The 14,492-nt window shown below is 66.8% G+C and carries 7 protein-coding genes; 4 read left to right on the top strand and 3 right to left on the bottom strand.

The window, feature by feature from the left end; translation table 11 throughout:
- The first annotated feature begins 34 nt into the window (after positions 1-34).
- Positions 35-1,369 (top strand): dicarboxylate/amino acid:cation symporter, encoded by a 1,335-nt coding sequence (locus QRQ56_RS07865; RefSeq protein WP_438738922.1) that lies wholly within the window; start codon positions 35-37, stop codon positions 1,367-1,369.
- A 239-nt stretch (positions 1,370-1,608) separates the two neighbouring features.
- The gene (locus tag QRQ56_RS07860) at positions 1,609-3,684 is read left to right on the top strand and encodes a tetratricopeptide repeat protein (RefSeq protein WP_438738920.1); all 2,076 of its coding nucleotides are present in this window, start codon (positions 1,609-1,611) and stop codon (positions 3,682-3,684) included.
- Here QRQ56_RS07860 and QRQ56_RS07855 read toward each other — a convergent pair.
- From QRQ56_RS07855 to QRQ56_RS07845, 3 genes are all read right to left on the bottom strand, one after another.
- Positions 3,681-4,913, bottom strand: a complete 1,233-nt coding sequence (locus tag QRQ56_RS07855; RefSeq protein ID WP_438738918.1) for an NAD(P)/FAD-dependent oxidoreductase — start codon at positions 4,911-4,913, stop codon at positions 3,681-3,683. The genes QRQ56_RS07860 and QRQ56_RS07855 overlap by 4 nt on opposite strands.
- 26 nt (positions 4,914-4,939) lie before the next feature.
- Positions 4,940-6,436 (bottom strand): amidase, encoded by a 1,497-nt coding sequence (locus QRQ56_RS07850; protein WP_438738916.1) that lies wholly within the window; start codon positions 6,434-6,436, stop codon positions 4,940-4,942.
- Positions 6,437-6,540: 104 nt separating this feature from the next.
- The gene (locus tag QRQ56_RS07845) at positions 6,541-9,585 is read right to left on the bottom strand and encodes an Rne/Rng family ribonuclease (protein WP_438738914.1); all 3,045 of its coding nucleotides are present in this window, start codon (positions 9,583-9,585) and stop codon (positions 6,541-6,543) included.
- Positions 9,586-10,290: 705 nt separating this feature from the next.
- On the opposite strand from QRQ56_RS07845, the gene QRQ56_RS07840 reads away from it, so the two are divergent.
- Positions 10,291-11,586 (top strand): N-acetylmuramoyl-L-alanine amidase, encoded by a 1,296-nt coding sequence (locus QRQ56_RS07840; RefSeq protein ID WP_438738913.1) that lies wholly within the window; start codon positions 10,291-10,293, stop codon positions 11,584-11,586.
- Positions 11,587-11,919: 333 nt separating this feature from the next.
- On the top strand, positions 11,920-14,427 hold the full coding sequence (locus QRQ56_RS07835; protein ID WP_438738911.1) for a penicillin-binding protein 1A: 2,508 nt from the start codon (positions 11,920-11,922) through the stop codon (positions 14,425-14,427).
- Positions 14,428-14,492 lie beyond the last annotated feature (65 nt).

Genomic DNA, 14,492 nt, shown 5'->3' with positions numbered 1-14,492 from the left:
TGGCTGGCCCAGCGTTTTGAGGGGGAGTGAAACGATGACGACGACAACGATGGCGGGGGCGCCGATCGCGCAGCCCGCAGCAAAGCCGTGGTACAAGGTTCTCTACGTCCAGGTGCTGATCGCCATCGTGCTCGGCGCCATCGTCGGCTGGCTCTGGCCGGCGGTCGCCACCAACGAATGGATCAAGGCGCTCGGCGACGGCTTCATCAAGCTGATCAAGATGGTGATCGCCCCGATCATCTTCTGCACCGTCGTCTCCGGCATCGCTCACATCCAGGATGCCAAGAAGGTCGGTCGCATCGGCGTCAAGGCGCTGGTCTATTTCGAGGTCGTCTCGACCTTCGCCCTGGTGATCGGCCTCTTCATCGGCAACGTGGTGAAGCCGGGCGCAGGCTTCGGCAGCGGCGCTGCCAATGAGGCGGCCGTTGCCAATTACGCCAAGCAGGCCGCGGGTCAGAAGTCGGTCGACTTCGTGCTGCACATCATTCCGGACACCGTGGTCGGCGCCTTTGCGCAAGGCGAGATCCTGCAGGTGCTGCTGTTCTCGGTGCTGTTCGGCTTCGCGATCATGAGCCTCGGCGAGCGCGGCCACACCATCCGCAGCTTCATCGACGACGCCGCTCATGCCGTGTTTGGCGTCATCTCCATCGTGATGCGCGCGGCGCCGATCGGCGCGTTCGGCGCGATGGCCTACACGATCGGCAAGTTCGGCACCGGCGCGATCCTCAACCTCGTCGGCCTGATCGCCACGTTCTACGTCACCGCGGCGCTGTTCGTGTTCGTCGTGCTCGGCATCATCGCACGCCTCGCGGGGTTCTCGATCTTCAAGTTCCTGGCCTACATCAAGGACGAACTGCTGATCGTGCTCGGCACCTCGTCCTCGGAAAGCGCGCTGCCGTCCCTGATGGAAAAGCTGGAGCGGCTCGGCTGCTCCAAGTCGGTGGTCGGTCTCGTGGTGCCCACGGGGTACTCGTTCAACCTCGACGGCACCAACATCTACATGACGCTGGCGACGCTCTTCATCGCCCAGGCGCTCGGCTACGATCTGAGCTTCAGCCAGCAATTGACCATCCTGGTCGTGGCGATGCTGACCTCGAAGGGCGCGTCCGGCATCACCGGCGCGGGCTTCATCACGCTGGCGGCGACGCTGGCCGTGGTCGATCCGCGCCTCGTGCCGGGCATGGCGATCGTGCTCGGCATCGACAAGTTCATGAGCGAGTGCCGCGCGCTGACCAATCTGTGCGGCAACGGTGTCGCCTGCGTGATCGTCGCCTGGTGGGAGGGTGAGCTCGATCGCGACAAGCTCAACGCCAACCTCTCCAAGCGGATCGATCCGACCGACATGGAGACGGCGATCACGACGGACTGATCTGCAAGCCGCGTCCGTCGGCGCAAGATGCGCCGTCAGGCCTTGAAGGAAAAGGGCTGGTCGAGATCCTCGATCAGCCCTTTTGCTTGGGCGCCCAGCCGCGAACCAGCCGAAATGGGCTTCGGCTGCGCCGGCGGATCTGGCGACCCCAGGCGCTGCTGACGACGCAAGAAGGCTGACGGAATTTTCGACCTCGCGCGTTAAACCCGCATCTCGGACCTCGAAGGGCGGGCGACAGCGTGGGCAATGCGACGGCAAATCTGACGGTAGCGCAGGCGGCGGAGCATTTTGCGGCGGGGCGGCCTGAACGGGCAGGTGTGCTTTGCGCGGAGGTTCTGAAGGTCGACCCGGACCACGTGCCGGCGCTGCATCTGGCCGCAGTGGCCGCCTTCGTCACGGACCGCGCGGCCGAGGGCGCCGCGCTGCTGCGCCGCGTCTTCACTGTGGATCCCGACCACGCGCCCGCGCTCGTCACGCTTGGCGACGCGCTGGCGGTGAAGGGGGAGCAGGAGGGGGCGGTGGCGGCGTTCCGGCGCGCGCTGATCCGGCGGCCTGACGATGCCGGCCTGCGCAACAAGCTCGGCGTCGCGCTCGGCGAGCTCGCCCGCTTCGACGAGGCGGAAGCCGCCTATCGCGGTGCGCTTGCGCTCGATGCGCACCTGACGCGCGCGAGCTTCAATCTTGCCGTCGTGCTTGCCGGGCAGGGGCGGCTCGCCGAGGCCGAGGAAGCCTATCGCGCGGTGCTTGCGCGGGAGCCTGCCTATCTTGGTGCCTGGCTCAATCTCGGCAATCTCCTTGCGGACCAGGCGCGGCTCGACGAAGCGGAAGCGGCCTATCGCCATGCGATCGAGATCGATCCCGACGATCCCGGATTGCTCTGCAATCTCGGTGCCGTGCTGTATCGGCGCGGGGCGCTTGAGGACGCCATCAGCGCGTACCGCCGCGCGCGTGCGCTCGCGCCGGACGATGCTCCGGCGCTGCGGCTGCTCGGCCTCGTCCTGCACGAGGCCGGTCATCTGCAGGAGGCCGCCGCGATCTACCGGCAGAACCTTGCAAGCGATCCATCGGATCACATCGTCGCAAGCAATCTCGGCGCCTGCCTCTCCGAGCTCGGCACACTGGAGGAGGCGATCGCCGCCTGCGAGCACGCGCTGCTGCTCAGGCCAGATCACGCCCCGGCCTGGACCAATCTCGGCATCATCTTCGAGAAGCAGGAGCGCGCGGAGGATGCAGTCGCCGCGCATCGCTGCGCGGTCGCGGCCGACCCTGCCTATGCCAAGGGTTACGCCAATCTCGCGGTCGCGCTGCGCAACGCCGGCGAGATCGACGAGGCACTCAACGTCTCGCACCGCGCGATCGCACTCGATCCGGAGCAGCCGCTCGCGCAATACAACCACGCGCATTTCCTGCTGATGAACGGTGACTTCGCGGCCGGCTTCGAGGCTTATCGCTGGCGGCGCAAATGCAAGACGCTGTCGGACGGCGACCCCGCCTTCGGCGAGCCGGAATGGCAGGGCGAGCCGCTCGACGGCCGTACTCTATTGCTGTTCGCCGAATACGGGCTCGGCGATGCCCTGCATTTCGTGCGCTACGTGCCGATGGTCGCCGCGCGAGGCGGCAAGATCGTGCTCCAGGTTCAGCCCGCGCTGGCGGTTCTGTTGCGGCAGCTCCCCGATGTGACCGTGGTTGCTCGCGGCGAGCCGCTGCCGCCGTTCGATCTGCAGCTGCCGCTGATGAGCCTGCCGCGGATCTTCGGCACCACGCTTCATACGGTGCCGGCCGAAATTCCGTATCTGCATGCCGATCCCGCAAAGGTCTCGCGGTGGCGCGCGGCGCTTGCGGATGTGACGGCACTGAAGGTCGGCGTGGTCTGGGCCGGCAATATCAAGCACAAGGGCGACCGGCAGCGCTCGCTGGCGGCGGAGGCGGTGCTACCGCGCCTGGTGATGCCCGGCGTGCAGCTCTACTCCCTGCAGAAGGAGCCGCGTCCTGCGGATACGCCAGTGCTGGCCGCGCTCGGCGACGACGTCGTCGACCTTGCGCCCGCGCTGTCCGATTTCACCGACACTGCGGCAGCGATTGCCGCGCTCGATCTCGTCATCGCGGTCGACACCTCGGTCGCCCATCTTGCCGGCGCGCTCGGCCGTCCGGTGTGGATGCTGACGCCTTACGCGCTCGACTGGCGCTGGCTGCGCGAGCGCGAGGATAGTCCGTGGTATCCGACCATGCGGCTGTTTCGCCAGCGGAGGCCGCGCGGATGGGAGGATCCCTTGATGCGCCTGTCGGCGGCGCTCGCCGTGCTTGCCGCGCGCTAGAACCGCCCGGGCCGGTATGGCGTCGGATCGATCGCCGGCGTCTCGCCGCTCATGATCTCGGCAAGCAGGCGTCCGGTTGCGGGTCCCAGCGTAAAGCCCTGATGGCCGTGGCCGAAATTCATCCAGAGGCCGGGATGCTTCGGAGCCTGCCCGAGCACCGGCAGCATGTCGGGCGTGCACGGCCTCGTGCCGAACCACGGATCCGGCTCGGCGCGCTTGCCGAGCTCGATCAGCTCGCGCGCGGCGGCTTCGGCGCTGGCGAGTTGCACCGGCGTTGCCAGTGCGTCCGCGCCGGTCAGTTCCGCGCCGGTGGTGATGCGGATGCCCTTGGCCATCGGGCCCATGGCGTAGCCGTTGCCCTTGTCGACCAGCGGCAGATCGAGCGATACGCCGCCGCTGTAATGCATGTGGTAGCCGCGCTTGCGCACCAGCGGAATGCGATAGCCGAACTTGTAGAGGAGATCCGGCGACCACGGCCCGAGCGTCACGACGGCGTGGGCGGCGTCGAGACGCCCCTGATCCGTATCGACCGACCAGCCGGTTGCGGTTTGCCGCAGCGACTGCGCGTCGCCGAGCACGATGGCGCCGCCGAGGCGCTGGAACAGCTCGGCATACGCCGTCACCAGCGCGCCGGGATCGGACACGGTCCAGGTGTCGAGCCAGTGGATCGCGCCGGGCAGATCGTCGCGCAGGATCGGTTCGGCCCTCGCGAGCTCGCTGCCCGATAGCACGCGAAACTTCACGCCGAATTCGCGCTGGTCCTGTTCCGCCGCCTTGACCGAGAGAGCGAGGTCCGCAGCGTCGCGGTACAGCGCCCGATAGCCGGCGCGGCGGATCAGATTGTCGGCATGGGCTTCGCGAATGAGAATGTCATGCTCGCTGGTCGCATAGGCGATCAGCCGCGCCCAGCCGACGATCGCTTCGCGATGCCGCTTCGGCGCCGAGTGCCACCAGTAGCGGAGCAGGGGCTCGACGTGGAGATGCAGCGACGACAGGCTGTAGCGCACATCGTTGGTGCGGCCGGTCGCGATCTTCAGGAGCGTCCCGAGGTCGCGCGGCATCGGGTAGGGGCGCACCGCCTCGGCCTGGATCATGCCGGCATTGCCGTAGCTGGTCTCGCGGCCCGGCTCCCTGCGATCGACGAGCGTGACGGTCCAGCCGCGCTTCTGCAGATGCAGGGCGGCGCTGACACCGATCATGCCGCCGCCGAGAACGATTGCGCTTTGCATCGAAAGACTTCTCCTGTCAGGCCGCGTTATTCCCAGGTGAGGAAGCCGGGAGCGGACGAAAGAGGTGGCGCCGCGGCGAGCCGTGCGAGGTCCGGGACCGGCCGGCACAATTGCGCGTCATTTGCGAACGCGGCTTCGAGGCTCGCGGCCACCGACAGCACGATGGCATCGCCGCCGCGCGGGCCGACGATTTGGAGGCCGAACGGCAATCCGGCTTCATCGACGCCGAGCGGAATGCTGATGGCGGGATGACCGGGCAACGTGACGGCGTAAGCGAGCGCGAGCCAGTGGAAGTAGGATTTGGTCGGAACGCCGTCGATTTCCGCCGGATGAGGCTCCGACCACGGCCGCGGGCTCAGCGTGATGGTCGGGCTGATCAGCACGTCGCAGGTCTCGAAGAAGCTCTGATAGGCGCGATAGATCCGCGTCTGCGTCGTCGTGGCCCGCGCATGGTCTTCGAGCGTGTAGCCGAGCCCTTCCTCGACATTGGCGCGGACATTGGGGCCGAGCATCTCGGGCCGTTCCTTGTAGTTCTTGCCGTGCGTCGCCAGGAACATGCCCGCGCGCAGCACGGCGAAGGCGTCGTCGGCGCCAGTGCAATCCGGGCTCGCTTCGCGGCACTCGGCAAACAGCGGCGCCAGCGTCTTCACCCGCGCGCGGAACACGCGCCGGATCGCCTGCTCGGTCGGGGCGAAGCCGAAATCCTCGGTGAAGGCGAGGCGCAGTCTGCCGAGCTCTGCGGGGCGCGGTGCGGCCCAGCGCTCGGCGCGCGCACGCACGGGCTCGCCGGGCAGCGTATAGGCGAGCGGATCGCGGGCGTCGTCGCTCGCCATCACCGACAGCATCAGCGCGGTGTCGGCGACATTGCGCGCCATTGGCCCGTCGGTCGACAGGTTGGACCAGCCGAACGCACGCCTCTCGCTGGCAACAAGTCCATAGGACGGACGCATGCCGACAATGCCGGCGAAACCGGCCGGATTGCGCAAGGAGCCTCCGGTGTCGGAGCCCGAGGCGAGCGGGGCCATGCCGCAGGCGAGCGCCACCGCCGAGCCGCCTGAGGAGCCGGCGGCCGAGCGCATGGGATCGAAGGGATTGCCGGTCGCGCCGAAGACGGGATTGCGGGTGTTGGCGCCGGCCGCCCATTCCGGCGTGTTGGTCTTGCCGAAGACGACGGCGCCGGCGGCGCGCAGGCGCGCGACCGAGCCCTGGTCGGCGGCCGGGACGTTGTCCTTCAGCAGCGGGCTGCCATAGGTGGAGCGCATCCCGGCGGTGTCCTGGGTGTCCTTGATGAGGACCGGAAGCCCATGCAGGGCGCCGCGATCCTCGCCGCGCAGGATGGCGGCTTCGGCCGCTTTGGCGGCGGCACGCGCGCCCGGCTCATCCAGCGTGACGACGGCATTGACGGCGGGATTGATCGCGGCGATGCGCGACAGGCAAGCGTCCAGCAGCTCGACCGGCGAAATCGCCCGCGCGGCCAACAAGCGCCGCAGATCCACGGCGCTGGAATCGCAAAGCTCTGACAAGGCCGGTCCCCTCTATCGATTGCGAAAAAGGGCTTAGCACATCAGGACAATCGCGAAACAAAAACGCCCGGCAGAGCCGGGCGTTTTGCAGGGGATGTTCGGCTTTACTCGCCGCCGCCGAAGCGGCGGGACCACCAGCCGGCGCGACGCGGCGCGGTTGGCGTTTCGGCTGCCGCTTCCGGCGCGGGCTCCGCCGCTGGTGCGGGCGGCGCGATCGGCTCGTCCGCCTGCGCAATCGGCGCTGCCGGCTCGCTCGGGCTGCTCGACAGGAAGCTTACCTTTTCGCGGACCGTGGAGCGGCGCCGTGAGACCTTATCGTCAGCGAGCTCATCCGCGGCAACGGGCTCGGGCTGGGCGGGCGCCTCGGTCTGTACTTCGGCGCGCGGCTCGGGCTCAGAGGCCTGCGGCTCGGCTGCGTGCTCGCCCTGGGCGATCGAGGGCGCTGCTTCGTTGCCGAAGCCGTCGAAATCGGCAACCGCCTCGGCGGCCTCCGATGGCTGATTGGTGTCGAGCTCGTCGCCGATGGAGCCGGCAAGACCTTCCTCGCCGCCACCGCGACGACGACGTCCGCCGCGGCGGCCACGCCGGCGACGGCGGTCACCGTTGCCCTGCTGCTCGCCACGGGCGGCTTGCTCCTCGCCTTCCTCGCCGTCCTGCTCGGCCTCGGCCTCATCCTCGCCTTCGCCGGCCGCAGCGGCCGCCTCGGGAAGGGTGGGCGCGCTATCCTCGCGCAACTCGCCGTCACGCTGGCCACCGCGGCCGCGCCGACGACGGCGGCGCTTGCGGCGCTGACCGTCCTGCTCGGAAGCTGCCTCGCCCGCGGCTTCTTCAGCAAGACCTTCGGTCTCGTCGGTCTCGACTTCGGACTCGGTCTCGATGTCGAAGCCGTCCTCGTCGTCGAAGGCTTCTTCAGCCTGAGGCGGCGGGCTCGCAGCAGCCTGTGCCGCGAGCAGCGCCTTGGCGGCTTCGAGCGTATGCACCTGCTCGCCACGGTCGATGAGGTAGGCCTGCGGGCCGCTGACGCTGGGGTCGGCGATGACCGCAAGGGTGACCTTGAAGCCGTTTTCGAGGTCGCGCAGATGGCCGCGCTTGTGGTTCAGCACATAGAGAGCGACGTCGGTGCGGGTGCGGACCACGAGGTTGTGGGTCGCGCCCTTCATCAGGATCTCTTCGAGGCCGCGCAGCAGCTGCAGCGCCACCGAGGATACCGAGCGGACATGGCCGGTGCCGCCGCAATGCGGGCAGGGATCGGTCGAGCTCTCGAGCACGCTGGCGCGGATGCGCTGGCGCGACATCTCGAGCAGGCCGAAATGCGAGATGCGGCCGACCTGGATGCGCGCACGGTCCTGCCGCAGGCAATCGGACAGCTTGCGCTCGACCGCGCGGTTGTTGCGCTTCTCGTCCATGTCGATGAAGTCGATGACGATCAGGCCGGCGAGGTCGCGCAGGCGAAGCTGGCGGGCGACCTCTTCGGCTGCCTCCAGATTGGTCTTGAGCGCGGTGTCCTCGATATGGTGCTCGCGGGTCGATCGTCCGGAATTGACGTCGATCGAGACCAGCGCCTCGGTCTGGTTGATCACGATGTAGCCGCCGGAGCGCAATTGCACCGTCGGCGAGAACATCGCGTCGAGCTGACTCTCGACGCCCATGCGCGAGAACAGCGGCTGGCCGTCGCGATACTGCTTCACCGCGCTGACATTGGCGGGCATCAGCATCTTCATGAAATCGCGCGCTTCGCGGTAGCCGGCTTCACCGGCGACCGAGATCTCGTCGATTTCCTTGTTGTAGAGGTCGCGCAGCGAGCGCTTGATCAGCGAGCCTTCCTCGTAGACGAGGGTCGGAGCCTGCGACTTCAGCGTCAGGTCGCGCACCGTCTCCCACATCCGGATCAGGTATTCGAAGTCGCGCTTGATCTCGGGCTTGGTCCGGGCGGCGCCTGCGGTGCGCAGGATGATGCCCATGCCCTCGGGCACGTCGAGATCCTGCACCACTTCCTTGAGGCGGGAGCGGTCCTGGGCACTGGTGATCTTGCGGCTGATGCCGCCGCCACGCGCGGTGTTGGGCATCAGGACGGCGTAGCGGCCGGCGAGCGACAGATAGGTCGTCAGCGCCGCGCCCTTGTTGCCGCGCTCTTCCTTGACGACCTGCACCAGCATGACCTGGCGGCGCTTGATGACTTCCTGGATCTTGTACTGGCGACGCGGGCGGAAGGTACGCTCCGGCACTTCCTCGAGCACGTCGTCACCGCCGACGGATTCGACGACTTCCTCTTCGGCTTCCTCGCCGTCGTCCTCGTCCTCATCGTCGTCTTCACCAGCAGCGTCCGCGGCTTCGGTGTGCGTCGTCTCGGTGCTCTCACCGTAAACGGCGTCAGCCGGCTCGGCGGCAGCGGTCACGGCTTCGGCGAGGGCCTCGGCGTGCGGCTCGGAGGCCGCGGCCTCCTGCGGTTCTGCAGCCGTTTCGGCCGCGACCACGGGCTCGGCGCCGACCGCCGCGACAGGCGTCTCGTCGGCATGATCGTGGTCGTGATGATCGTGCTGGTGGTCATGCTCGTGATCGTGGGCATGGTGGTCGTCGTGACCATGATCGTCATGGTCATGTTCGCCGTGCTCGTGGTCTTCGTGCTCGCCGTGATGCCCGGAATCGGCGTGCAGATGCTCGCCGTCGTGGAAGGCACCCTCGGCATGCTCCGGCAGCGGCGCGCCCTCAAGCGGCTGGGCGGCGGGATCGGCGCCGGCCTCGAGACCTTCGACGATGTCACTGCGCACGCGCTCGCCTTGACTGCGGCGGCGAGAATTGCGGTGACGCGAGCGGCGGCGGCCGTGGGAGCGGTTCTCGCTCTCTTCCTCGGCCTCGCGATGGGCCTGTTCCTCGGCCTCGATCAGCGCCTGCCGGTCGGCGACCGGGATTTGATAGTAGTCGGGATGGATTTCGCTGAAGGCGAGGAAGCCGTGGCGGTTGCCGCCATATTCGACGAAAGCGGCCTGGAGCGAGGGTTCGACCCTTGTGACCTTGGCGAGGTAGATGTTCCCGCGCAGTTGCTTGCGTTGCGCGGTCTCGAAATCAAACTCTTCGACGCGATTGCCGCGGACCACGACGACCCGGGTCTCTTCCGGGTGGGTGGCATCGATCAACATCTTGTTGGGCATGTCTTAACTCTTGGCGGCGGCGGGCGCTAATCACCGTGGGCGCGTATCGCGCCGCCGGGTGACGCGACGGTCCACCTGATTCGGGGGTGAGGGGAAGGCCGAAACGCCGTCTCTCGCGCCTTGCCGAACCGGAAGCCTCAGGACCAAGGCGGCGCGCGGGATTTTCACTCCGCAGCGTCGCGAATGGTCCTTCAGAATTCGTCGGCACAGTCTGGCGCATCAAGCGTCGGCCCGTATGAAACATTGGGCGGCGAGGCCGCCCTTCAATCAGTTGCTGCTGGCCAGGCATGGCGCGAGCGCGCTCGCCTTGGAGATCACGAACCGCCCCCCTGGGATCAAGGGACCGGGTAACGGGTTACATCGCTGTCAGAACCGTCTCGGCGGCGTGAGTGGTAGCCCGAGACCGTTCCGCCGCCGACACTTGACCCGTTCCACCTCGCTGCCGCGCACCGCGCTGGTCTAGAGGGAAACGGAAAACGCTGGAATTCCCAAACCTTGGAAGTTCCGGCGCTGCACCGGGAGGCTGAATGCGACACAACCGGAAATATCGGCCGTCAGCATTCCGTACATACGAGGAATGAGCCATCCGTGCAAGGGAGCGTCGCACGGCGGTCACAGTCAGAGAGTTTCGCGTTTCCGTCATTAAGGATCGATTAACCCTGTGGTTCTATCGAGTTAAAAGGGCTGCTCGGAGGCACGGAATCGGTGGCGAGCCGCACAAATCAACGGGTTTTGCTGAGCTGCGTACTTCTGTGCGCCGCAGCAGTGCCATGCGCTGATTCCTCACGCCTGAGGGCGGCTGAAAGCCAAGTGCAACCCGCTGTTGCAGCGACGAATTTTCCAGTTGCCACGGCCGCCCGCCTGGCCGGCGACGGCAAGCAGACCCGCTTCATTCTCGACATCGACCAGGCCGTCACCTTCCGCGCCGTGACACTGGCTGACCCGTACCGTGTCGTCGTCGACGTGCCGCAGGTGAGCTTTCAGCTGCCCGCGGGCACGGGAGCCGGGGGCCGCGGACTGGTCAAGGCCTTCCGCTACGGGCTCGTCATGCCCGGCGGCTCGCGAATCGTGTTCGACCTGACGGGACCCGCCCGGATCGCCAAATCCTATGTGCTCGAGGCGGCCAACGGCCAGCCGGCCCGACTCGTGCTGGAGCTGGAGGAGGTCGATCGTGCCGCCTTCGTGACGGCACTCGCGCCCGAAAACCGCCCCGAGCTGCGGCCGACGATCGCCGAGGCTCAGCCCGCCACGGCTCCCGCGGCGACAGCCCCGGACACGGCGCAGCAGAAGGCCGATGGCCGCCCGGTGGTCGTGATCGATCCCGGCCATGGCGGCATCGACAATGGCACGCAGTCGAGCGGCGAGAGCGAGAAGAACCTGGTTCTGGCCTTCGCGCTGGCGCTGCGCGACAAGCTTGAGAAGGCCGGCAAGTACCGTGTGGTCATGACGCGGGACGACGACACCTTCATCCCCCTCAATGACCGAACCAAGGTCGCCCGCAACCTCAAGGCCGCCTTGTTCGTCTCGATCCATGCCGACGCGCTGCCGCGTGCCGAGGGCGATGCGCAGGGCGCCACCATCTACACGCTGTCGGACAAGGCCTCCGATGCCGAAGCCCAGCGGCTGGCGGATGCGGAAAACCGGGCGGATGCGATCGCCGGCTTCAATCTCGCGGAGGAGCCGACCGACGTCGCCGACATCCTGATCGACCTCACGCAGCGGGAAACCCGCACCTTTTCAAACCGTTTTGCCCGCCTCTTGATGGGTGAAATGAAGTCGACGGTGCGGATGCACAAGCATCCCCTGAAGTCGGCCGGCTTCCGGGTCCTGAAAGCGCCTGATGTGCCCTCGGTGCTGGTCGAGATCGGCTATGTCTCCAACAAGGGCGACCTCGAGCATTTGGTGTCCGAGGGCTGGCGGTCGAAGGCCGTGGGCTCGATGGCGCAGGCGATCGACGGGTTCTTGACCAAGAGGATGGCGACCGCGGGATCGTCAAACTGACGACCAGGGGATCATCAAATTGATGACCTTGGGATCGTCGAACTGACGACCCTGGGATCGCCAAATTGGCGACCCGGGGATCTTTGAATTGAAAGGGTTTCTCCGGCTGGCCGCAAAAGCCCTAGTTTGGCCACAGCGGGCGCTTTATAAAAACCCGGCAGGGGGTTCCGGAATCGGCGAGAATCCCGCTCGGCAAGCGTCTTGATATCCGGCACTGATGTGATTGCGTAGGCTGGTGAATTCGCGACATGAGGTTGGCACCGGTTGGAAGTGCCAAGGGCCGATACTGGGCTGATACTGGGCTAATCCAGAGTTTGAACGGAAAAACACATAATGCGCTTGCTGGTGCGGTTCATGGGCTTCCTGTTCGCCGCGGGAACCGTGGTGTTCCTTGTCGGTGTGGGGGCCGTGGCAGGCCTGATCTGGCATTTCTCCAAGGACTTGCCTGATTACTCTCAGCTCCAGGATTACGAGCCGCCGGTGATGACCCGCGTGCACGCGGTCGACGGTTCGCTGCTCGGTGAATACGCCAAGGAGCGGCGGCTGTATCTGCCGATCCAGGCGGTGCCCAAGCTCGTGATCAACGCGTTCCTCGCGGCTGAAGACAAGAACTTCTACGAGCATGGCGGCATCGACTACACCGGCATGGCCCGCGCCGGCGTGGTCTACATCCAGAATTACGGCTCCAACCGCCGTCCGCAGGGCGCCTCCACCATCACCCAGCAGGTCGCCAAGAACTTCCTTTTGACCAACGAGGTCTCCTTCGCGCGCAAGATCAAGGAAGCCTTGCTGGCGATGCGGATCGAGAAGACCTATTCGAAGGACAAGATCCTCGAACTGTATCTGAACGAAATCTATCTGGGCCTCGGCGCCTACGGCATCGCAGCCGCTTCGCTGGTCTATTTCGACAAGTCGGTGAACGAGCTGACGGTGGCGGAAGCGTCCTATCTGGCCGCGCTGCCGAAGATGCCGGCGACGCTGCATCCGGTGCGCAACCGTGATCGCGCCATCGAGCGCCGCAATTACGTCATCGACCGCCTGGTGGAGAACGGCTGGATCAAGCAGGCCGACGCCGACAAGGCCCGCAAGGAGCCGCTGGCCGTCACCAACCGGTCCAACGGCGCCCACACCTTCGCCGGCGAGTATTTCGCCGAGGAAGTTCGCCGCGACATCTTCGAGCGGTACGGCGAGAAGAAGCTGTATGAAGGCGGCCTCTCGGTTCGCACCACGCTCGATCCGAAGATCCAGGTCATGGCGCGCAAGGCCATGGTCTCGGGCCTCGTGAATTATGACGAGCAGCAGGGCTATCGCGGCGCCATGAGCAAGCTCGATATTTCGGGCGATTGGGGCGTGAAGCTCGCCGAGATCAAATCGCTCTCCGACATCTCGCCGTGGCGCATGGCGGTGGTGCTGGAGACCAGCGACCAGTCGGCGCGCATCGGCTTCCAGCCGAACCGGGAGCTCGGCGGTGCCGTCAGCAAGCAGCGCGAGACCGGCATCGTCACGGCCGACGGCGTCCGGTGGGCGCGGGCTGCGCAGAATGGAACCAAGGGCAAGACGCCGACGGCGGTGTCGCAGGTGCTTCAGCCCGGCGACGTCATCTATGCCGATCCGCTCTACAAGGACGGCCAGCCGGTCGAGGGCCAGTACCGCTTGCGCCAGATCCCCGAAGTGTCGGGCGCGATGGTGGCGATGGATCCCTGGACCGGCCGCGTGCTCGCGATGGTCGGCGGCTTCTCGTTCGACCAGAGCCAGTTCAACCGGGCCACGCAGGCCTATCGGCAGCCCGGTTCGTCGTTCAAGCCGATCGTGTATTCGGCGGCGCTCGACAACGGCTACACGCCCTCGACCGTCGTGCTCGACGCGCCCATCGAAATCGACCAGGGCCAGGGCGCCGGCGTCTGGCGGCCAGAAAACTTCTCCTCGGGCAAGTTCCAGGGCCCGGTGACGCTGCGCAACGCGCTGCGGCAGTCGCTCAACACCGTCACGGTGCGCCTCGCGCAGGACATCGGCATGCCCTTGATCGGCGAATATGCCCGCCGCTTCGGCGTCTATGACGAATTGCCGAACTATCTCTCCTATGCGCTCGGCGCCGGCGAGACGACGGCGATGCGCATGGTGACCGCTTACTCGATGCTCGCCAATGGCGGCCGCCGCGTGAAGCCGACGCTGATCGACCGTATTCAGGATCGCTACGGCCGCACCATCTTCAAGCACGATCAGCGCGAATGCCGCGGCTGCGATGCGCCGGGCGGCTGGAAGAACCAGACCGAGCCGCAGTTGATCGACCGCCGCGAGCAGGTGCTGGACTCCATGACCGCCTATCAGATCACCGAGCTGATGGAGGGCGTGGTCCAGGCCGGTACGGCGACCGTGGTCAAGGAAGTCGGCAAGCCGATCGCCGGCAAGACCGGCACCACCAACGAGGCCAAGGACGCCTGGTTCGTGGGCTTCTCGCCCGACGTCGCCGTCGCGATCTATATGGGCTACGACAAGCCGCGTGCGCTCGGTAAGGGCAACGCTGCGACCGGCGGCCATCTGGCGGCGCCTATCGCCCGCGATTTCCTCAAGCTCGCGCTCGCCGACAAGCCCGCGGTTCCGTTCAAGGTACCGGCCGGCATCAAGCTGGTGCGCGTCGTCTCCAAGACCGGCATGCGCGCAGGTCCCGGCGAGACCGGCGGGACCATCCTCGAGGCCTTCAAGCCGGGCACGGCGCCGCCGGACAATTATTCGGTCATCGGCGTTGCCGACGCCGACGGGCGCGGTGGCATGCCCGCCTCGCAGCAGCAGCAGCCGGATTCCGGCTTCCTCATTCGGCCGGGCACCGGCGGATTGTGGTAGCGGATAACGCCTGATGCGAACGGGGCGGGGTGGTTGCGCTTTGCAGCCGCCGCCGCTACATCCCC

Origin of the sequence: Bradyrhizobium sp. U531, from assembly GCF_051710265.1 — a bacterium.
In the GTDB taxonomy this organism is placed as follows: domain Bacteria; phylum Pseudomonadota; class Alphaproteobacteria; order Rhizobiales; family Xanthobacteraceae; genus Bradyrhizobium.
The sequence above is the reverse complement of the archived record's forward strand: the minus strand, read 5'-3'. Positions and strand labels throughout refer to the sequence as shown.

Bases quoted from the DNA above. Each gene is read 5' to 3' on its own strand.
- QRQ56_RS07865 (WP_438738922.1), top strand. From the start codon at position 35: ATGACGACGACAACGATGGCGGGGGCGCCGATCGCGCAGCCCGCAGCA.
- QRQ56_RS07855 (WP_438738918.1), bottom strand. From the start codon at position 4,913: ATGCAAAGCGCAATCGTTCTCGGCGGCGGCATGATCGGTGTCAGCGCC.
- QRQ56_RS07845 (WP_438738914.1), bottom strand. From the start codon at position 9,585: ATGCCCAACAAGATGTTGATCGATGCCACCCACCCGGAAGAGACCCGG.
- QRQ56_RS07835 (WP_438738911.1), top strand. From the start codon at position 11,920: ATGCGCTTGCTGGTGCGGTTCATGGGCTTCCTGTTCGCCGCGGGAACC.